We start from the raw sequence: 19494 nt of genomic DNA on the forward strand, positions 1-19494 counted from the left end.
GCTCCGTCCCTCGACAGTAGTAGGCTCGCGCCGTTTGTTGACGGAACACCGCCCCCGTGCGCCGGGGTTGACGTGGGGGAGGCCATGCGCTTTCGCGGGAAGTCGGTCCGCCGGAAGATCGTGGCGTTGCTGCTCGTACCGCTGGTGTCCCTGACGTCCATGTGGGCGTTCATGACCTATATCACCGGACGTGAGGCCAACCAGCTGCTGGACGTCGGCAACGTCGTACAGAGCCTGGGCTATCCGGTCGAGGACGTCGTCCAGGCCCTCCAACGCGAGCGCCGGCAGAGCCTGCTCTACCTGGCCGACCGGCGCGGCGCCGACGCGCAGGGCGAACTCCACGCGCAGACCCGGGCCACCGACGAGGCCATCACCCGGCTGCGCGCCGACGCCGACGCCCGTGACGTGCGCGAGGATCTGACCGGCGACGCCGGCGACCGGATGGACGGCGTCCTCAAGGGCCTGTCCGGCCTCGGCTCGCTGCGCGCCCAGGTCGAGGACAACACCGTCACCCGCGACGAGGCCATGGAGAGCTACAACTCCCTGGTCGACCCCGGCTACGACTTCCTCGCCGCGCTCCACGCCCTGGAGAACGTGGAGATGGACAAGCAGGGCCGTGCGCTGGTCAACATCACCCGTGCCCGGGAGGCCGTCTCCCGCGAGGACGCCCTGATGTCCGCGGTGCTCGCCTCCGGCAGCATGAGCAGGCGCGATCTGCGCTCGCTGTCCGACCGGGTGGCCGAACGCCGGGTCCTGTACGACACCAACCTCCCCGCCCTGCCGGCCAAGGACCGCGGCCTCTACGAGGACTACTGGCGCTCCGCCAACGCCGGCGAACTGGCCTCCTACGAGGACCGGGTGATCGCCGCGGGCGCCCGGACCGGACCGCAGGTGATCAACGCCGAGCGCTGGCACACCGCGGCGGACAAGGTGCTCGACGACCTCGAACGGATGGGCAAGGACGCCGGCGACCGCTACCAGCAGCGGGTCGCCCCGGTCGCCTCGCACATCCTGCTCAAGGCCGCCGTCGCCGGCGTCCTCGGCTTCATCGCGCTGCTGGTCTCGGTCATCGTCTCCTTCCGCATCGGCCGTCGCCACGTCCGGGACCTGACCCGGCTGCGCAAGACCGCCCACGAGGTCTCCGGCGTACGGCTGCCGAGCGTGATGCGCCGGCTGGCGGCCGGGGAGCAGGTCGACGTGGAGACCGAGGCGCCCCGGCTCGAATTCGGCCCGGACGAGACCGGCCAGGTCGGCCAGGCGCTCAACACCCTCCAGCGGGCCGCCATCGAGGCCGCCGTCAAACAGGCGGACATGCGCCGCGGGGTCTCCGAGGTGTTCGTCAACCTCGCCCGCCGCAGCCAGGTCCTGCTGCACCGCCAGCTGACGCTGCTGGACGCCATGGAGCGGCGCACCGAGGACACCGACGAACTCGCCGATCTCTTCCGGCTCGACCACCTCACCACCCGTATGCGGCGGCACGCGGAGGGCCTGGTCATCCTCTCCGGCGCGGCCCCGTCGCGGCAGTGGCGCAAACCGATCCAGCTGATGGACGTGGTGCGCGCGGCGGTCGCCGAGGTCGAGGACTACGAGCGGATCGAGGTCCGCCGGCTGCCGCGGCTCGCGGTGGACGGCCCGGCGGTCTCCGACCTCACGCACCTGATAGCCGAACTCCTGGAGAACGCCACCGTCTTCTCGCCACCGCACACCGCCGTACAGGTGCTGGGCGAGCGGGTGGCCAACGGCTACACCCTGGAGATCCACGACCGAGGCCTGGGCATGGCCCCGGACCTGCTGCTGGAAGCCAATCTCCGGCTCGCCGAGACCCCTGAGTTCGAGCTGTCCGACACCGACCGCCTCGGCCTGTTCGTGGTCAGCCGGCTCGCCCAGCGCCAGCAGGTACGGGTCTCACTGCAGCCCTCGCCGTACGGCGGCACCACCGCCGTGGTCTTCATCCCGGGCGAGATCCTCACCGAGACCCCCGACGGCGTCAGGGAGGTCGACGGGCCGGTCCCCGACGCGCTGTCCGGCCCGCCGGGCAACGAACTGGAGCACGCCGCGGGCAAGTTGGCCGCGCTCTCGCACGCGCCGCTGCCGCTTCCGGAGCGGGAGCGGCACACGCCCGCCATCCTCGACGGTCCGGTCGAACTGGAGGCCCCGCTCGCCCTGGACGGGCTGGGGCCCCACGAGGACGAGGAGAACCTCTTCCGGGGTCGGGACCGCGACCGCGACGCCGGCCGGACCACCGGTGGGGACCGCGACCGCGACGCCGGCCGCCGCACCACGGGCCCCGGGCCGCGCAGCATCGCTCCGGTGCCGCCGGTCCCCGACGGCGAGCAGCACCAGCAGACCCGCGACCAGGCGCCCGGCGGCGCACTGGCCCCGCTGCCCCGCCGCCCCCGGCCTCCGGTGCTGGTCTCGGACCACGGCAGGACGGTCGACGGCCGCGACGGCGCGGACGAGCCGTCCGACGGCGAGCCGTCCGGCGAGCGCCCCTCCGGCGAGGACGCCGGCGACCCGGGCCCGCCCCCGAGCCCGCCCACGGCGATCACGCCCAGGGGGCTGCCCCGCCGGGTCCGGCAGGCCAGCCTCGCACCGCAGCTCAGGGCCGAGGCGTCCGGTCCGGCCGCGGCGGAGCCGGCCGGGGCACCGCCCGAGGACGACCGGGACGCCGCGGCGGTGCGGGCCCGGATGGCCTCGCTCCAGCGGGGCTGGCAGCGCGCCCGCCGGGAGCACGGCGAGGAACCGCGCCCCGGCGCGGCACCACCGGACCAGGACGCGGCGGCGCAGAACCCGCCGGCCGCGGACACCACAGACCCGGATGCCCCTGACCGGACCGCACACCGCGGCGAGGACACGGGCACCGCAGCACCAGGAACCACATCGGGAGGGGACGGTCCATGACCGCACCGAAGGCAGCAGCTTCCAGCGCATCGTTCTCGGCGGAGGGGTCCGGTGAGCTGAACTGGCTCCTGGACGAGCTGGTGGATCGGGTCGGCTCCATCCGCAAGGCCCTCGTGCTCTCCAGCGACGGGCTGGCCACCGGAGCCTCGAAGGACCTGACCCGCGAGGACGGCGAGCATCTGGCCGCGGTCGCCTCCGGCTTCCACAGCCTGGCCAAGGGCGTCGGCCGGCACTTCGACGTCGGGCAGGTCCGCCAGACCATGGTCGAGCTGGACGACGCGTTCCTGTTCGTCAGCGCGGCCGGCGACGGCAGCTGCCTGGCCGTGCTCGCCGACGCGGACTCCGACGTCGGACTGATCGCCTACGAGATGACCCTGCTGGTCAAGCGGGTGGGCGCGCACCTGGGCACCGCGCCCAGGTCCGGCCTGCCCACCTGAGCACGACGACGGTGACGCCATGAGCGATCAGGACGGCCGGGCGGCGCGGGACCGGGAGGCGGTCCGCTGGTTCGACGACGAGGCGGGGCCCGTCGTCCGGCCGTACGCCATGACGCGCGGGCGCACCCGCACGGATGCCGAGGGGCGCCTCGACCTGATCGCGCAGGTGATCGCCGAGAGCCGGGCGGAGCGCACGATCGACGACCAGACGCTGTCGCCGGAGCAGGTCGAGATCGTCGAGCTGTGCCGGGAGACGCCGCTGTCGGTCGCCGAGCTGGCGGCCGAACTCGACCTGCCGGTCGGCGTCGTACGGGTCCTGATCGGCGACCTGCTGGACGCGGACCTGGTCCGTGTCAGCCGCCCGGTGCCGCCCGCCGAGCTGCCCGACGAGAAGGTGCTGCGCGAGGTGATCGACGGCCTGCGGGCCCTGTGACCGCGGGCCCCGGGGCGCCTGTCCGGTCCGCGCGGGCCTGGACGCCCCTCGGGGAGGCAGCCCCCGGGGCCCCCGTCCACCCCCTACCCGCCGTCGTCGCCGGGCTTCCTCCGGCGCGGCGGCGGCCACTGCTCGGCGGACGGCTCGGAGTCCAGCTGGCTGACCGCCTCCGAGAGTTGGACGACGACCTGCATGATCTGCCGCTGGGTGGTGCGCCGCTCGGTGATCACCGCGGCGAGCAGCAGCGCGGTGAGCGCGGTGATCCCGTTGAAGGCCTGCAGGGTGACCATGTTGGTGAACAGGTCGTGCGGCGCGAACGGTCCCGAGCCCTGGACGGCCGCCACGATCGCGACCGTCGAGACCAGCAGCGCACAGGGCGCCGCCCCAGCCCGTTCGAACCGGAACGCGGCCCAGATCAGGCACGGCGAGACCAGGAAGAGCAGATTCATCGAGCTGCTCACGGCGAGCACGGTGACGGTGAACGTACAGCCGACCAGCAGCACCGCCTCCGCCCACCGCAAGAGGGGGACGCGCCTGGCGAGCGGCCACCGGGCGGTGCTCAGGAGCAGCAGCACCGGCGTGATCACCAGCACCCCCATCGCGTCACCGGTCCACCACACCGCCCAGGTGGGCCAGAAGCCCGACGCCGGCAGCGCCCCGGAGAGCGCCAGGACGCCGCTGCCGACCGTCGAACTCACCAGCATCCCGGTCAGCGCGCCCAGCACCACCAGCGCCAGGGCGTCGCGCAGCCGGTCCAGCTCCGTGTGGAACCCCACCCGGCGCAGCAACCGGTAGGAGAGCACCGGGCCGATCGTGTTGCCCGCGACGATCGCGAGGACCACCAGCAGCGACGGCCCCAGCGAGACGTTGACCAGGAACGCGCCGAGGGCGATCCCCGGCCACATCCGCAGGCCGAGCAGCAGCAGCGCCGTCAGGGCGATGCCGGTGGGCGGCCACAGCGGGGTGACCTGGCCGCGGACGAGCTCCTGCAGGAGGCCGAGCTGGGCGCTGCCGTAATAGATTCCGGCGGTCGCCAGGATCTGCGCGACGGTGACCCGTTGCCGCCACACGGCGGTGCGGAGCCGCACGGCGGTGCCGTCGTGCCGTCCGCGCCGCTCGTCGTGCACCACACCAGCCTCCGCTCGTCGCCGCGGGCGCGCCTAGGCGTAGGGGCCGCCGTTGTGGCGGAGCACGAGAACGGCGGCATCGTCGGTGTGCCCCGTCAGATCGGCCACCGCGATCACCGCGGCCGCCAGGTCCTCGGCGTCCTCGGCGTAGCCCTCGCCCACCAGGTCCACCACCCGCGCCAGCCCCCTCTCGATCGGGTAGGACGGGCCCTCCACCACCCCGTCGGTGATCAGCACGAACGCCCCCACCTCGGTCAGCCGGCGGTGGGTGACCGGGTAGCGCTGGTCGGGGAAGACCCCCAGGGGCAGTCCGCCCGGGTCCATCAGTACCTCCGCGCCGGCGGCGGTGGCCCACACCGCGGGGACATGGCCGGCGCGGGCACCGGCCAGTTCGCCGCTGTCCGGGGCGAAGCGCAGGAAGGTGCACGTCGCCAGGAGGTCGGAGCTCATCGACAGCAGCAGGTTGTTGGCCCGGTCCAGGACGTCGCCGGGGTCGGTGGTGGCACCCGCCACGGCGCGCAGGCCGGTGCGCACCTGCCCCATGAAGGCGGCGGCCTCCACGTCGTGGCCCTGGACGTCGCCGATGGCGAAGCCGAGCGCGCCGTCCGGCAGCAGGAACGCGTCGTACCAGTCGCCGCCGATGTCCAGCCCCGTCTGCGCCGGTACGTAGCGGGCCGCGGTCTGCAGTCCGGGCAGGCCCGGCAGCTCCGGCGGAAGCATGTGCCGCTGCAGTTCCACGGCCAGGGCCACCCGTGCCTGCTGCAGTTTGATCCGCTCCATGACCCGGCCGGTGAGCTGGCCGAGGAGGCGCAGCAGCTCCTCGGACGGCGGGCCGGAGGTGGTGCGGTGACCGTTCATTCAGCACCCCGCTCCGCATGGCCGATCCCGTGGGGACGAATCGCTGCTGAACTCTCACATTACCTCCGGCTCGTTGAGCACTGCTCAACATCGGGAGTACGCTCTATTGAGCAACTGTCAACAGGAGGAGAACCGCCGCCATGCCCACGGACGCCGCTCCGGCCCCCGTCGAGCGCCTGGAGATCCAGGTCGGCCCGCACACCTACGACGCCCTGGCCTCGGGCCCCGCCGACGGGGAGCTCGTCCTGCTGCTGCACGGCTGGCCGGAGTTCGCCGACTCCTGGAGCGCGGTGCTCCCCGCCCTCGGCGCGGCCGGCTACCGCGCCCTCGCCGTCGACCAGCGCGGCTACTCCCCGCGGGCCCGCCCCGCCCGGATCGCCGACTACGCCGTCCCCGAACTCGTCGCCGATGCCCTCGCCTTCGCCGGCTCCCAGGGCGCCGGCCGCTTCCACCTCGTCTCCCACGACTGGGGCGGCATGGTCGCCTGGGCGCTGGCCGGCGCCCACCCCGAGCGGCTGAAGTCCCTGACCGTGCTGGCCACCCCGCACCCGGACGCGCTCAACCGCGCCGCCGCCGAGGACCCCACCCAGCACCACCGCCTCGACTACGTCCGCTTCTTCCGCCGCGACGACGGTGCGGCGGAGACCGCCCTGCTCGCCGACGACGCCGCCCGGCTGCGCGCCGCGTACGGCGGCAAGGTCCCCGACGCGCTCGTCGAGGGCAACATCCGCCGGCTGTCGGCACCGGGCGCGCTGACCGCCACCCTGAACTGGTACCGCGCCCCCGAGTCCGTCATCTCGGTGCCCGCGGGCCGGATCACCGTCCCCACCCTCTTCCTGTGGGGCAGCGAGGACATGGCGCTGGGCCGCGGCGCGGCCGAGTCGACGGGGGAGTGGGTGGACGGCCCCTACCGCTTCGAGGCACTGGAGGGCGCCAGCCACTGGCTGCCCGAAGAGGTCCCCGACCTCGTCACCCCCGCGATCCTCGACCACCTCCGGCAGTACGCCTGACGCCGCGGCGGCGGGCCGGGGACAGCGCGAGGGCGCCCGGCCCACCGCCGTAAACTGCGGGCATGCCCGGCAAGCGAACCACCCGACTCACCCCCGACCAGCGCCGCGCGCAGCTGGTCGGCATCGGGCTGGAGATGCTCGCCGACCGCTCCCTGGACGAGCTGTCCACCGACGAAGTCGCCCGACGGGCCGGTATCTCGCGCGGACTGCTCTTCCACTACTTCGACTCCAAGCGCGACTTCTACCGCGCCGTGGTCCGCGCCGAATGCGACCGCTTCACCGCCGCGACCGAACCGGACGGCTCGCTGGAGCCGGTCGCCTGGATGCGGGCGTTCATCGCCGGCTTCGTGGCCTACGTCCTGGAGCACCGGCGGACGTACCTCGCGCTGGTACGGGGCGCCGCGGGCAGCCACCCCGCGGTGGCCGACATCATCGGCGAGACCCGCGAGACGATCGCCCGCCGGCTGCGCGACGGGCAGCGGCGGCTCGGCATGCCCGACGCCCCGCGTCTGGAACTGGCCTCCCGCGCCTGGATGGCGTTCGCCGAGGAGGCGGTCACCACCTGGCCGGAGTCGGACGACGCCGCCCGCGACGAGCTCTGCGCCTTCATCGAAGCCAGCTTCGTGAGCCTGCTGGGACTGCTCGACCGGCCCGAGGCGCTCGGGGCCCGCAGGCCCTGACCGGCTGTGGCCCAAGCGTGATGCATCTCAAGTGGGCGCCGCGCGACGTACGTTGTACCGTTCCCTTGCAGCCGCTGCCCTGTGCGCCGACGCGCGGGAGCAGGTGAGCTCCGCCCGCACTCCCGGCAGTTCAGGAGAAGAATCCCATGGTCTTCGGGCGTTCCGACCATCGCCGACGGACCGCCCCCGTCGATCCCCTGACGCTCAAGATCCTGGTCGCGGGCGGCTTCGGGGTCGGCAAGACCACCCTGGTCGGCGCCGTCAGCGAGATCAAACCGCTGCGCACGGAGGAGCGGTTGACCGAGGCCGGCCGCCCGGTGGACGACCTCGACGGGGTGGAGGCCAAGACCACCACCACCGTCGCGATGGACTTCGGACGGATCACCCTCAACGACGAGCTGGTCCTCTACCTCTTCGGCACTCCCGGCCAGGACCGCTTCTGGTTCCTGTGGGACGAGCTGGCGCTCGGCGCGCTCGGCGCGGTGGTGCTCGCCGACACCCGCCGGCTCGCGGACAGCTTCTCCGCCATCGACTACTTCGAGCGGCGCGGCCTGCCGTTCACGGTCGCCGTCAACTGCTTCGACGGCGCCGACCAGTATCCGCCGGAGGCGGTACGCGAAGCCCTGGACCTCAACCCCGAGGTGCCGGTGATGCTGTGCGACGCCCGCCGCCGGGAGTCCGTCCGGGACGTGCTGATCTCCGTCGTCCGGCACGCGCTGCGCGCGGACGCCCGGCGGCGGGAGCCCGCGCTCCCCTGACCGCGCGCCGAAGTACGGCCCGCCCCCCGCCGTCCGGGGCGCGGGCCGCACGCCTGCGCTACGACGCCGCCGGACCGTCCTCGGGCAGCCAGCCGAAGCTCCGCTCCACGGCCTTGCGCCAGTTGGCGAACTCGCCCTCGCGGGTCCGGTCGTCCATCCGCGGCTCCCACTGCCGGTCGCGCTTCCAGTGGCTGCGCAACTCGTCGAGGTCCTGCCAGACGCCGGTCGCCAGCCCGGCCGCGTACGCCGCGCCCAGACAGGTCGTCTCCGAGATCACCGGGCGGATCACGGGCACGCCGAGCACGTCCGCCTGATGCTGCATCAGCAGGTTGTTGGCGGTCATCCCGCCGTCGACCTTGAGCCGGGTGATCCGCACGCCGGAGTCCTGGAACATGGCGTCCACGACCTCGCGGGTCTGCCAGCTGGTCGCCTCCAGTACGGCGCGGGCCAGGTGCGCCTTGGTGACGAACCCGGTCAGGCCGGTGATCACGCCGCGGGCGTCGGAACGCCAGTACGGCGCGAACAGGCCGGAGAACGCCGGCACCACATACGCCCCGCCGTTGTCCGGGACGCTCGCCGCCAGCGGCTCGATCTCCTCGGCCGAAGCGATGATCCCGAGCTGGTCGCGGAACCACTGCACCAGCGCGCCCGTGATGGCGATGGAGCCCTCCAGGCAGTAGACCGGCGCCTCGCCGCCGAGCTGGTAGCCCATGGTCGTCAGCAGCCCGTTCTTGGACGGAACGGGGCGGTTACCGGTGTTGAGCAGCAGGAACGAGCCGGTGCCGTAGGTGTTCTTGGCCTCGCCGACGCCGTAGCAGGTCTGGCCGAACACCGCGGCCTGCTGGTCGCCCAGCGCGGACGCCACCGGCACCCCGTGCAGCTGTCCCACCGCCGTGCCGTACACCTCCGCCGACGATCGGATCTCCGGCAGCATCGCGGCCGGCACGTTCATCGCCGACAGGATCGCCGGGTCCCACTGCAGGGTGCCCAGGTTCATCAGCATCGTGCGGCCCGCGTTGGTCACGTCCGTGACGTGCACCCCGCCGTCGGTGCCGCCGGTCAGATTCCAGATCAGCCAGGAGTCGATGGTGCCGAACGCGATCTCGCCGCGTTCGGCGCGCGCCCGCAGCCCCGGCACCTCGTCCAGCAGCCAGGCCGCCTTCGGCCCGGAGAAGTAGCTGGCCAGCGGCAGACCGGTGGCGTCCCGGAAGCGGTCCTGGCCGTCCCGGCCGCCGAGTCGCGCGCACAGCTGGGAGGTACGGGTGTCCTGCCACACGATCGCATGGTGCACCGGTCTGCCGGTGGCCCGGTCCCAAAGGACCGTGGTCTCCCGCTGGTTGGTGATGCCCAGCGCGCTGAGCTGGTCGGCGCGCAGCCCCGCCTTGGCGAGCGCGCCCGCCACCACGGCCTGCACCTTCGCCCAGATCTCGGTCGCGTCGTGCTCCACCCAGCCGGGCTTGGGGAAGATCTGCCGGTGCTCGCGCTGGTCGACGGCGACGATGGCCCCGCCGTGGTCGAAGATGATGCAGCGGCTCGACGTGGTGCCCTGGTCGATCGCGGCCACGTACTTCTCGGTCTTCCCGGTTCGCTCGGTCATACCGTCACGCCTCCTGACGTCCTGCCTCGAAGTGGGTGCGGGGCCTTCCGGGTCAGAACACGCAGTTGTGGACCAGACCGGCCAGCACCGCGCCGATCAGCGGCCCGGCCACCGGGATCCAGGCGTAACTCCAGTCCGAGGAGCCCTTGTTGGGGATCGGCAGCAGAGCGTGCACCAGGCGCGGGGCGAGGTCGCGGGCCGGGTTGATGGCATAGCCGGTGGGCCCGCCGAGCGACAGCCCGATGCCGACCACCAGCAGCGCGACCAGCAGCACATTGATCCCCGAGCCGTAGACCCCCGCCTGCGCGCCGGGCACCTGGCCGATGCCGATGCCCTTGTTCTGGCCGAAGAACAGCAGCGGCAGCACCAGGCCGATGGTGGCGATGACCTCGGTGACGAGGTTGGCGACCGGCTTGCGGACCTCCGGGGCGGTGGCGAAGACCCCCAGCGTCGGCTGGGCCTTGTCCTGCTCGGCGTTGGCGGCGAACTGCGCGTAGTACAGCGCCCAGGCCAGTACGGCACCGATCCCCGCGCCGAGCATCTGGGCCAGGACGTACAGCGGCACCTTGGACCACTCGGTGCCGCCCGCGACCGCCGAACCGACCGTCACCGCGGGGTTGAGGTGCCCGCCGGACAGCGGCGCCGCGGTGTACGCCCCGGCCAGTACGCCCATGCCCCAGCCGAACGCGATCACGACCCAGCCGGCGGCCCTGGCCTTGGAGTGGTGCAGGGTGACGGCGGCGCACACGCCGGCGCCGAAGAGAATCAGCATCGCGGTGCCGATCACTTCACCGGCGAAGATGTCCCCGTTGGAATACATGGCGGCTCCTTGGCTCTCGCCCCGGGGACGGCCCCCGGTCCTCCGTAGGGTGCGTCCGGAAGTGTTCACCCGAGGTGATGGGCCGTCAAGGTCGCACACAACAAAGGATGTTGAGATGTCAACGGCTCTTCGGGCGGCTCGCGTACGGCCTCAGCCGGGGGCGCGGACCCCGCTCTGGCCGGGCGCGGCGGGGCATGCGGGCCCGGCCGGACCGGGCACCCGGACCGGCGACCCGCGCCGGACCTCGGTACGCTGCGAGCCCGGCCGGCCCAGCACCCAGCTCGCCCCCGGCAGCGCCTTCGCCGCCTTCTTCAGCGGTGCCAGCGCGGCCGCGGCCGCATGGTGCCCGCCGACGCTGCCGGGCGGGCACACCGCGGTCGCCAGCGACAGCGTGACCGGCCGCCCGCCCGCCGACCAGGCCACGTCCAGCAGCGCCGCGGCGAACGGCTCCAGACCGTCCGGCTCGGTCAGCACCAGGAAGTCGTCGCCGCCGATGTGACCGACCCGGCTGGCCGTCTCGCCCGCCGCGACCCCGGCCAGCGTCCGCCCCACCGCACGGATCAGCTCGTCGCCGGCCGCGAACCCGGCGCCGTCGTTGACCTGCTTGAAACCGTCCACATCCAGCCAGCTCAGCGCGAAGGCCCGGCCCTCGGCGATCCGCCGGTCCACCTCCCCGTTGACCTCGTCCGAACCGGGCAGCCGGGTCAGCGGGTTGAGCCGGGCCGCCTCCTCCACCCGGCTCTCGGCCAGCGCCCGCACGATGTCGGCGAGGTGCACCACTCCCATGCACCGGCCGCGCTCGTCCACCACCGCCACATCGTCCCCCGTACGGTCGCGGTCGCCCTCGGCGATCACGTCGAGCACCTGCCAGGCGGTGGCGTCCGCCCCGACCGTCCGCGGCCGGTCCGCGAGCCGCAGCGCCGGCCGGTCGGCGTACAGCGCATGCCCGTAGCGCCCGGACAGCGACAGCAGGAACCGGTCCCGGTCGATCGCCCGGACCGGCACCCCGTCGGTGTCCACCAGCAGCACCCCCGACACCTCGGGGAAGCCGGTGAGATGGCTGCGCACCGCGCCCGCCGACGCGGACATCGGCAGCAGCGCGGCGGGCTGCAGGAACTGCGCGACCGGCGGCCCGGACGGCGGGCGGTAGGGCACCGCCGGCCCGCTCACCGCCCGCGCGGCCGGCGGCGGCAGGTAGACCTCGGTGGCCGGCCGCCGTGCGGGCGGCGCGAACAAGTGGCCCTGCGCCAGTTGCACCCCGGCGTCCCGCACCGCCGCGTACTGCCGTTCGCTCTCCACCCCCTCGATGGCCAGCAGCCCGCCGATCCGCTCGCACAGCTGCCGCATCGCGGCCACCGCGGCCTGCCGCCCCCGATCGGTGTCCAGCCGCGCGCACAGCGACGCGTCGAGCTTGACCAGGTCCGGTGCCAGTTCGCCGAGCAGCCGCAGCGGCAGATCGCCGTCCCCGACCCCGTCCGCACAGATCCGGTAGCCCTCGTCGCGCAGCACCGCCACCGACTCCAGCAGTGCGGCGCGCGGGACATGGGTGAACGGTCCGACGAGGTCGAGGGTGATCTCCCACGGGCGCCGGCCGATGTCGTGCACGGCCTTGCCCAGCGCCGTCAGCCGGGGCAGCTCGGCGACGGTCGTCGCGAAGACGTTGACGTGCAGCGGCAGCAGCGTCTCCTGGTGTGCCGCCGTCCGTACGGCGAGCGCCGCGAGTTCGGCGTCCAGATCGGGACAGCGCCGTGCGGTGGCCAGAACGTCGAGCTCGCCGGGCTCGGGGCGGGCGAGTATCTCCAGCGCGGCGACCGAACCGGTCGAGAGGTTCACGACGGGCTGGAAGGCGAATCGAAGCTGGTCCGTCCAGGCAGGCACGAGGAGCAGCATGCCCCGCCCCCACTCCCAACGGCGTGTGATTAACGCACTGTTCACGCATCCTTCCGGAGCGTGCGGGCGGCTGCCGCGCGATGCACACAGGACGTTCGAGGACGCCGCGCACGTCGAGTCCAGCGGCCCTGACGGCCCATCAGTTCCCGGTCGACATGGACGCCGCGCACGCCCGCTGCTAAGTTGTACTCGTTCCGAGAAAGACTCAGAGTGAGAATAAGTCACGAGGGGGGCGCGGCCGTGGAAACGGACCCGCAGGGCGGCAGGAGCGGCGGCGCCGACGACGGCGAGCGCGCCTTCCTCGCGGCCTACGACCCGCGAGACTTCCCGGCCATCGCCGTGACCGTCGACATCGTCGCGCTGACCCTGCGCGCGGGCGCCCTGCACGTCCTGCTCGTGGAGCGCGGCGGCCCGCCCTTCCGGGGCGCCTGGGCCCTGCCGGGCGGCTTCGTCCGCGCCGGCCGGGAGTCGCTCGACGAGGCCGCCGCCCGCGAACTGGCCGAGGAGACCGGGCTGGACGCCACCCAGCTGCGGCGCGTCCACCTCGAACAGCTCGGCTCGTACGGCGACCCCGGCCGGGACCCACGGATGCCCGTGGTCACCGTCGCCTACCTCGCCTTCGCACCCGACCTCCCCGAGGCACGCGGCGGCGGCGACGCCACGGCCGCCGCCTGGGTCCCGGTCGGCGCACTGGCGCTCGGCGAACCGGACGCGGCCCGGCCGCGTCCCCCACATCAGGGTCCGGGGCGCGGGATCGACGGGGGTGATTCCGCGCCCCGGACCCCGGCCGACCGGACACCCGGCCCGGGAGTCGCCGAGGCACCGCTCCCGCTCGCCTTCGACCACGCCCGCATCGTCGCGGACGGCCTCGACCGGGCCCGTGCCAAGATCGAGTACACCCCGCTGGCCACGGCCTTCCTCGGCACCGAGTTCACCATCGTCGAACTCCGCGGCGTCTACGAGTCCATCTGGGGCAGCCCGCTGCACGCCGGGAACTTCCACCGCAAGGTGCTCTCCGTCCCCGGCTTCGTCGAAGCCACCGGGGCGACCGCGTCGCGCGGCGGAGCCCGCGGCGGACCGCGCGCCCGCCTCTACCGGGCGGGCGACGCCCGACTGCTGCACCCGGCGCTGCTGCGCCCCGAGGAGAGCGCGCGATGACCCCCGGCGGCGCCGGCGAGGTCACCGGACGGGCAGGCCGTCACTGCACGGGGAAGTCGAAGTAGGTGTCAGGAAAGGGCTCCGGCTTGAAGGTGTAGTGCCACCACTCCTCCGGCAGGTTCACGAACCCGGCCCGCTCCAGCCCCTTCTTGAGCAGCAGGCGATGGGCCAGCTGGCGCCCGCGGACGCGCGGGTCGAGGGTGTGCGCGAGCGTGTCGAAGCAGTCGAAGCCGGTCCCCATGTCGAGCGAGTTGTCCGGGAAGCGCCCGGCCCTCGGCCCGTAACAGGGCGTCAGCGGCTCGCCCGGCACATACGGCCGGGTGGGCACGGCCGGCAGCCGCACCAGCGTCACATCCAGCGTGCTTCCCCTGCTGTGACCCGACTTGGCCGCGATATAGCCGTCGTCGAACAGCCTGGTCTTGTCCACCCGCGGATAGAACTCCGCCTTCATCCGCTGGTCACCCAAGTCCTTGGCCCACCGGACGAAGTGGTCCACGGCGCGCTGCGGCCGGTAGCAGTCGTACACCTTCAGCGAGAGCCCCCGCTTGAGGAAGGAGAGCTGCGCGCGGTGCAGCGCCCGCGCGGCGTCCCGGGTCAGCAGGCACGTCGGCCGGCGGTAGCCGTCCACCGGGACGCCCACGAAGTTGTGCGGGGTGACGTAGCGCATCTCCTGGATGATCGTGGGGTCCACCTCGCGCAGCGCGACGAACCCCTTGGGCAGCGCGGACGGGGGCGCCGCCCGGTGGGCGGGCCCCGCCGCCGCACCCGACGGCAGCGTGGCGACGGTCATCAGGGCGGCGGCGGCAACGGCCAGGCCGCGCAGCGCGGCAGCGAGTCTCGGCATGGCCCCTCGTCTACCAGGCGCGGCGCGTGCGGGGGAAGAGCCCCACCGGACGCAACCGCGCCGGGCAAGAGCCCCACCGGACGCGACCGCGCCGGGGAAGAGCGCCACCGGACGCGACCGCGCCGGGGAAGAGCGCCACCGGACGCAACGGCGCCGGGGGAGAGCGCCAACGCAACCGCCCTACGTACCCACCAGCCCCCGCACCCGCACCGGATACCCCACCGCACCGCCGTCCCGCCGCTCCACGACCACCCGGTCGCCCTCCCACCGCGAGGCGAAACGCTCCACCGTCGGCCGCTGCCAGCCGTCCCCGGCATCCGGCACCACCAGACCACTGCCGCCGCGCCCGGCCGCCGGTGCCCACACCTCCAGCTCCGTCCCGCCGTCCTCGCCCGTCACCGGCAGCACCGCACCGGCCCGCGCCAGCACCGGAATCCGCGACAGCGGCGCGTCCACCCACACCTGCCCGGGGCCGTCGTGGGCCTGCCCGGTCGCGGTGTCGTACCACCGCCCGCGCGGCAGCCGCACCGGCCGCCGGGTCACACCCGCCGCCAGCACCGGCGCCACCAGCAGCGCGTCCCCCAGCAGAAAGGCGTCCTCACAGTCCCGCAGCGCCCGGTCCCGCGGCGCGCTCCACCACACCGGGCGGACGTACGGCGCCCCCGTCAGCCGCGCCAACTGGCCCAGCGTCTCGAAGTACGGCAGCAGCCGCTGCCGCTCGCGCAGCGCCGTGCGGGCGTGCTCCAGCACCTCCAGCCCGAACTCCCACGGCTCCCGGCGGCCCGCCCAGATCGCCGAGTGCGTACGAAACAGCGGCAGATACGCGCCCAGTTGGAACCAGCGCAGATACAGTTCCCGGGAGGGCACCTCGGAGAACCCGCCGACATCGGGGCCGCTGTACGGCACCCCGCACAACCCCAGCCCCAGCACCAGCGACAACGAGGCCCGCAGCCCCGGCCAGCCCGTCGCCACATCCCCCGACCAGGTGCCCCCATAGCGCTGCATCCCCGCCCAGCCGGAACGGGAGAAGAGGAACGGCCGCTCGGCCGGGCGCAGTTCGCACAGCCCCTCGAAGCCGGCCTGCGCCATCGCCAGACCGTAGACGTTGTGCGCCTCGCGGTGGTCGCCGCCGCGCCCCTCCAGCGCATGCCGGGCCGAGCGCGGCAGCGTCTGCTCCCCGAAGGCCGCAAAGGAGACCGGCTCGTTCATGTCGTGCCAGAAGCCGGCGAAGCCCTGGGTCAGCCGCTCCGCGTACTGCGCACCCCACCACTTGCGCACCCGCGCGTCGGTGAAGTCCGGGTACACCGACTCGCCGGGCCACACCACCCCGCGCACCTCCCGCCCCCGCGCGTCCCGTACGAAGGCATCGGACGCCGCGCCGCCCTCGTACACCGCGTCACCCGGCTGCGCCTTCACCGCCGGATCCACGATCGACACCAGGTGCACGCCCTGCCCCCGCAACTCCCGGGCCAGACCCGGCAGATCCGGATAGCGTGCGCGATCGACGGTGAACACCCGGTGCCGGTCGAAATGGTCGATGTCCAAATGGACGGCGGACAGCGGCAGTTCCCGCTCCTGATAGCCGGCCACCACCCGGCGCACCTCGTCCTGGCCGCCGAACCCCCAACGGGCGTGCTGGTGGCCCAGCGCCCACTGGGGCGGCAGCGCGGGCGCCCCGGTCAGCGCCGTCCAGACCTGCAGCACCCTGGCCGGGGTGCCGGCCAGCACCCAGTAGCGCAGCGGCCCGCCGTCCATCCGCAGCTCGCAACTGCCCGGACGGTCGTGCCCGGAGCCCGCGCCCTCCGCGCCCTCCCGGAGCAGTACCCGGCCGTCCCAGGAGTTGTCGTGGAAGACCAGATGCGTACCCGCGTCCGCCACCACCAGCTGCACCGGCATCGTCACCGACAGCGGATCGTCGCCCGGTTTGAACGCACCGCCCGGATCGGTGTTCCACAGCCGGTACACGCCGTCCCGCAGCCGCGGCCCGTGAGCCCGGCCGCCCAGCCCGAAGAACCGGGCGTCGGCCGCCACCTCCGAGCGCTGTATCCACCGCGACGCGCCGCACGCCTCCGGCCGCCCGCCCGCCCCGGACACGCCCTCCGCGTCCGTACGGTCCCACCAGCGCGGCGGCAGCTCCCGCCGCAGCACCGCCCCGCCCGGTGTGCGCACCTCCACCGCGCCGTGCCGGGACACCGCCACCAGCACCCGCTCGGAGACCACCCGCCAGCCGCCCTCCGTATCGGGCTCCAGCACCGCCCGGGCGTCCACCTCGGGACACGCCCCGGCCAGCGCGTAGGACGGCTCCGGCTCGGCACCGTCCCAGCCGCAGAAGACGGCACCGCCCGACGCCACCCGCACCCGCAGCGACGACCGCGCGAAGCGGATCACCCCGCCGCCCGGTAGCGGCTCCGCGCCACACGCCGTCCCCGGTACCCGCGCCCGCTCCCCGCCGCCACGTGGCAGCGCCCTCGCATCCGCCCTCCGCGCCCGCCACGCCGAGCGCACGGACCGCAGCCCCTGCGCCGGCCCGACCGCCCTGACCACCCGTACCGACCGCACCAGATCACGCCCGTCCATGCCGGTCAGCCTGCCATTGACGTCCGGGCATCCGGGCACCGTTCAACTGCCGTTCACCTGCACGAGGTCACGCTCGGCCACCTTGAGGCCTGAGGACCGCCACCTGGTGGCCGAATCCCGACCGCCCCCTTCCCGGCCCGGCCCGCACCACATGGCAACGTCACATCCGCCACACCCCGAAGATGGGGAGCCCACCCTGGTGCACAAGTCGATCACATGGCATCGTCCAGGCAAGCCGTGTCACGCGCACACGTCGGGCCGGGGGACCCCCGCCGCGGTGCGCGCCCGACGCATACGACGCACACCACGCGTACCGACCGGGAGCCGCATCATGACCACCGCACCGCAGTCCGACCACCGGCCGGAACCCCTCTGGCAGCCCGGCCCGGACCGTATCGCCGGCGCGCAGGTCACCCGCTTCCACACCTGGGCCGCCGAGCGGCACGGCGCGCCCGCCGCCACCCCCGGCGACCCCGCCGCGAGCTACGCCGCCCTGCACCGGTGGTCCGTCGACGAACTGCCCGCCTTCTGGCAGGCCACCGCCGAATGGTTCGACGTCCGCTTCGCCACCCCCTACGACACCGTCCTCGCCGACCGCGCGATGCCCGGAGCCCGCTGGTTCCCCGGCGCCACCCTCAACTACGCCGAGCACGCCCTGCGCGCCGGCGAGGACCCGGCCCGCGCCGACGACCCCGCGCTGTTGTACGTCGACGAGACCCACGAGCCCACCCCCGTCACCTGGGCGGAGCTGCGCGCCCAGGTCGGGTCGCTGGCCGCCGCGCTCCGCCGCCTCGGCGTCCGCCCCGGAGACCGGGTCAGCGGCTATGTCCCCAACATCCCGCAGGCCGTCGTCGCCCTCCTGGCCACCGCCGCCGTCGGCGCCGTCTGGACCTCCTGCGCCCCCGATTTCGGCGCCCGCAGCGTCCTGGACCGCTTCCAGCAGATCGAACCGGTCGTCCTGTTCACCGTCGACGGCTACCGCTACGGCGGCAAGGAGCACGACCGCCGCGGCACCGTCGGCGAACTCCGCGCCGAACTCCCCACCCTGCGCGCCGTCGTCCACATCCCGCTGCTCGGCACCCCCGCTCCCGAAGGCGCCGTGAACTGGTCGGACCTGACCTCGCAGGACACCGAACCGGTCTTCGAACAGGTCCCGTTCGACCACCCGCTGTGGGTCCTGTACTCCTCCGGCACCACCGGACTGCCCAAGGCCATCGTCCAGTCCCAGGGCGGCATCCTGCTCGAACACCTCAAGCAGACCGGGCTGCACTGCGACCTCGGGCCGGGCGACCGGTTCTTCTGGTACACCTCCACCGGCTGGATGATGTGGAACTTCCTCGTCGCCGGCCTGCTGGTGGGCTCCACGATCGTGCTCTACGACGGCAGCCCCGGGCACCCCGACATCACCGCCCAGTGGCGGGTCGCCGAAACCACCCGCGCCACCCTCTTCGGCACCTCCGCCGCCTACGTCATGGCCTGCCGCAAGGCCGGCATCCACCCCGCCCGCGACCTCGACCTCTCCGCCATCACCTGCGTGGCCACCACCGGCTCCCCGCTCCCGCCGGACGGCTTCCGCTGGCTGCACGACTCCTTCGCGGAGAGCGGCGCCGACCTGTGGATGGCCTCCGTCAGCGGCGGCACCGACGTCTGCAGCTGCTTCGCCGGCGCCGTCCCCACCCTCCCCGTCCACATCGGTGAACTCCAGGCCCCCTGCCTCGGCACCGACCTGCAGGCCTGGGACCCCCAGGGCAAGCCCGTCATCGACGAGGTCGGCGAACTCGTCGTCACCAACCCCATGCCGTCCATGCCCACCCGCTTCTGGAACGACCCCGACGGCGCCCGCTACCACGACAGCTACTTCGACATGTACCCCGGTGTCTGGCGGCACGGCGACTGGATCACCGTCACCTCCCGCGGCAGCGTCGTCATCCACGGCCGCTCCGACTCCACCCTCAACCGCCAGGGCGTCCGGATGGGCTCCGCCGACATCTACGAAGTCGTCGAACGCCTCCCCGAGATCCGCGAATCCCTCGTCATCGGCCTGGAACTCCCCGACGGCGGCTACTGGATGCCGCTCTTCGTCCACCTCGCCCCCGGGGCCACCCTCGACGACGACCTGCGCGACCGCATCAAGCGCACCCTGCGCGAACAGCTCTCGCCGCGGCACGTCCCCGACGACATCATCGAGGCCCCCGGCGTGCCCCACACCCTCACCGGCAAGCGCATCGAGGTGCCCGTCAAGCGCCTCCTCCAGGGCACGCCCCTCGACAAGGCCGTCAACCCCGGCTCCGTCGACGACATCGCACTCCTGAGCTTCTACGAGCGGGTGGCCCGCGACCGCGCGGCCGAAAGCCCCACGACGTAGGCAGCGGGCCCGGCCGGCGCCGGACCGACCGGCCACCTG

15 protein-coding genes are annotated in these 19494 nt (G+C 73.7%); 8 read left to right on the forward strand and 7 right to left on the reverse strand.

Going from position 1 to position 19494, the window contains the following annotated elements; translation table 11 throughout:
* Positions 1-84: 84 nt before the first annotated feature.
* From ACFWZH_RS27100 to ACFWZH_RS27110, 3 genes are read left to right on the forward strand one after another with little or no spacing between them, the layout of a single operon-like run.
* The gene (locus ACFWZH_RS27100) at positions 85-2901 is read left to right on the forward strand and encodes a nitrate- and nitrite sensing domain-containing protein (protein ID WP_384436461.1); all 2817 of its coding nucleotides are present in this window, start codon (positions 85-87) and stop codon (positions 2899-2901) included.
* Positions 2898-3338, forward strand: a complete 441-nt coding sequence (locus ACFWZH_RS27105) for a roadblock/LC7 domain-containing protein (RefSeq protein ID WP_384436464.1) — start codon at positions 2898-2900, stop codon at positions 3336-3338. Before ACFWZH_RS27100 ends, ACFWZH_RS27105 begins: the two co-directional genes overlap by 4 nt.
* 19 nt (positions 3339-3357) lie before the next feature.
* Positions 3358-3771 carry a DUF742 domain-containing protein gene (locus ACFWZH_RS27110; RefSeq protein ID WP_384436467.1) on the forward strand — a complete coding sequence of 138 codons (414 nt, stop codon included), beginning with the start codon at positions 3358-3360 and terminating at the stop codon, positions 3769-3771.
* Between the two features lie 83 nt (positions 3772-3854).
* Here the strand turns inward: ACFWZH_RS27110 and ACFWZH_RS27115 are convergent, their stop codons facing one another.
* Positions 3855-4859 carry an MASE1 domain-containing protein gene (locus ACFWZH_RS27115; protein ID WP_384436501.1) on the reverse strand — a complete coding sequence of 335 codons (1005 nt, stop codon included), beginning with the start codon at positions 4857-4859 and terminating at the stop codon, positions 3855-3857.
* A gap of 72 nt (positions 4860-4931) precedes the next feature.
* Positions 4932-5756: a PP2C family protein-serine/threonine phosphatase gene (locus ACFWZH_RS27120; RefSeq protein ID WP_384436469.1), complete on the reverse strand. Its 825-nt coding sequence runs from the start codon at positions 5754-5756 to the stop codon at positions 4932-4934.
* A 140-nt stretch (positions 5757-5896) separates the two neighbouring features.
* Between ACFWZH_RS27120 and ACFWZH_RS27125 the strand changes: the two genes are divergently transcribed.
* The 3 genes from ACFWZH_RS27125 to ACFWZH_RS27135 all read left to right on the forward strand — a co-directional run bounded on the left by ACFWZH_RS27125 (position 5897) and on the right by ACFWZH_RS27135 (position 8204).
* Positions 5897-6766, forward strand: coding sequence for an alpha/beta fold hydrolase (locus tag ACFWZH_RS27125; RefSeq protein ID WP_384436472.1), 870 nt, complete (start codon positions 5897-5899; stop codon positions 6764-6766).
* A 62-nt stretch (positions 6767-6828) separates the two neighbouring features.
* Positions 6829-7446 carry a TetR/AcrR family transcriptional regulator gene (locus tag ACFWZH_RS27130; RefSeq protein ID WP_384436475.1) on the forward strand — a complete coding sequence of 206 codons (618 nt, stop codon included), beginning with the start codon at positions 6829-6831 and terminating at the stop codon, positions 7444-7446.
* Positions 7447-7592: 146 nt separating this feature from the next.
* Complete coding sequence (locus ACFWZH_RS27135; protein ID WP_384436478.1) at positions 7593-8204, forward strand: ATP/GTP-binding protein; 612 nt, start codon at positions 7593-7595, stop codon at positions 8202-8204.
* Positions 8205-8262: 58 nt separating this feature from the next.
* On the opposite strand, the gene glpK is transcribed toward ACFWZH_RS27135, so the two are convergent.
* The 3 genes from glpK to ACFWZH_RS27150 all read right to left on the reverse strand — a co-directional run bounded on the left by glpK (position 8263) and on the right by ACFWZH_RS27150 (position 12499).
* The gene (gene glpK / locus ACFWZH_RS27140; protein ID WP_384436481.1) at positions 8263-9801 is read right to left on the reverse strand and encodes a glycerol kinase GlpK; all 1539 of its coding nucleotides are present in this window, start codon (positions 9799-9801) and stop codon (positions 8263-8265) included.
* Between the two features lie 52 nt (positions 9802-9853).
* On the reverse strand, positions 9854-10621 hold the full coding sequence (locus tag ACFWZH_RS27145) for an MIP/aquaporin family protein (RefSeq protein WP_384436484.1): 768 nt from the start codon (positions 10619-10621) through the stop codon (positions 9854-9856).
* A 150-nt stretch (positions 10622-10771) separates the two neighbouring features.
* On the reverse strand, positions 10772-12499 hold the full coding sequence (locus ACFWZH_RS27150) for an EAL domain-containing protein (RefSeq protein WP_384436487.1): 1728 nt from the start codon (positions 12497-12499) through the stop codon (positions 10772-10774).
* A gap of 345 nt (positions 12500-12844) precedes the next feature.
* On the opposite strand from ACFWZH_RS27150, the gene ACFWZH_RS27155 reads away from it, so the two are divergent.
* A complete protein-coding gene (locus ACFWZH_RS27155) occupies positions 12845-13669 on the forward strand; it encodes an NUDIX domain-containing protein (protein ID WP_384436504.1) in 825 nt (274 codons plus the stop codon).
* Positions 13670-13709: 40 nt separating this feature from the next.
* Here the strand turns inward: ACFWZH_RS27155 and ACFWZH_RS27160 are convergent, their stop codons facing one another.
* Entirely contained in the window at positions 13710-14513 is an 804-nt protein-coding gene (locus ACFWZH_RS27160) for a M15 family metallopeptidase (protein WP_384436490.1), read from the reverse strand.
* Positions 14514-14693: 180 nt separating this feature from the next.
* Entirely contained in the window at positions 14694-17090 is a 2397-nt protein-coding gene (locus ACFWZH_RS27165; protein WP_384436492.1) for a glycoside hydrolase family 31 protein, read from the reverse strand.
* A gap of 331 nt (positions 17091-17421) precedes the next feature.
* Between ACFWZH_RS27165 and ACFWZH_RS27170 the strand changes: the two genes are divergently transcribed.
* Entirely contained in the window at positions 17422-19455 is a 2034-nt protein-coding gene (locus ACFWZH_RS27170) for an acetoacetate--CoA ligase (RefSeq protein ID WP_384436495.1), read from the forward strand.
* Positions 19456-19494: the final 39 nt, after the last annotated feature.

It is taken from the genome of Streptomyces sp. NPDC059008 (assembly GCF_042749045.1).
In the GTDB taxonomy this organism is placed as follows: domain Bacteria; phylum Actinomycetota; class Actinomycetes; order Streptomycetales; family Streptomycetaceae; genus Streptomyces.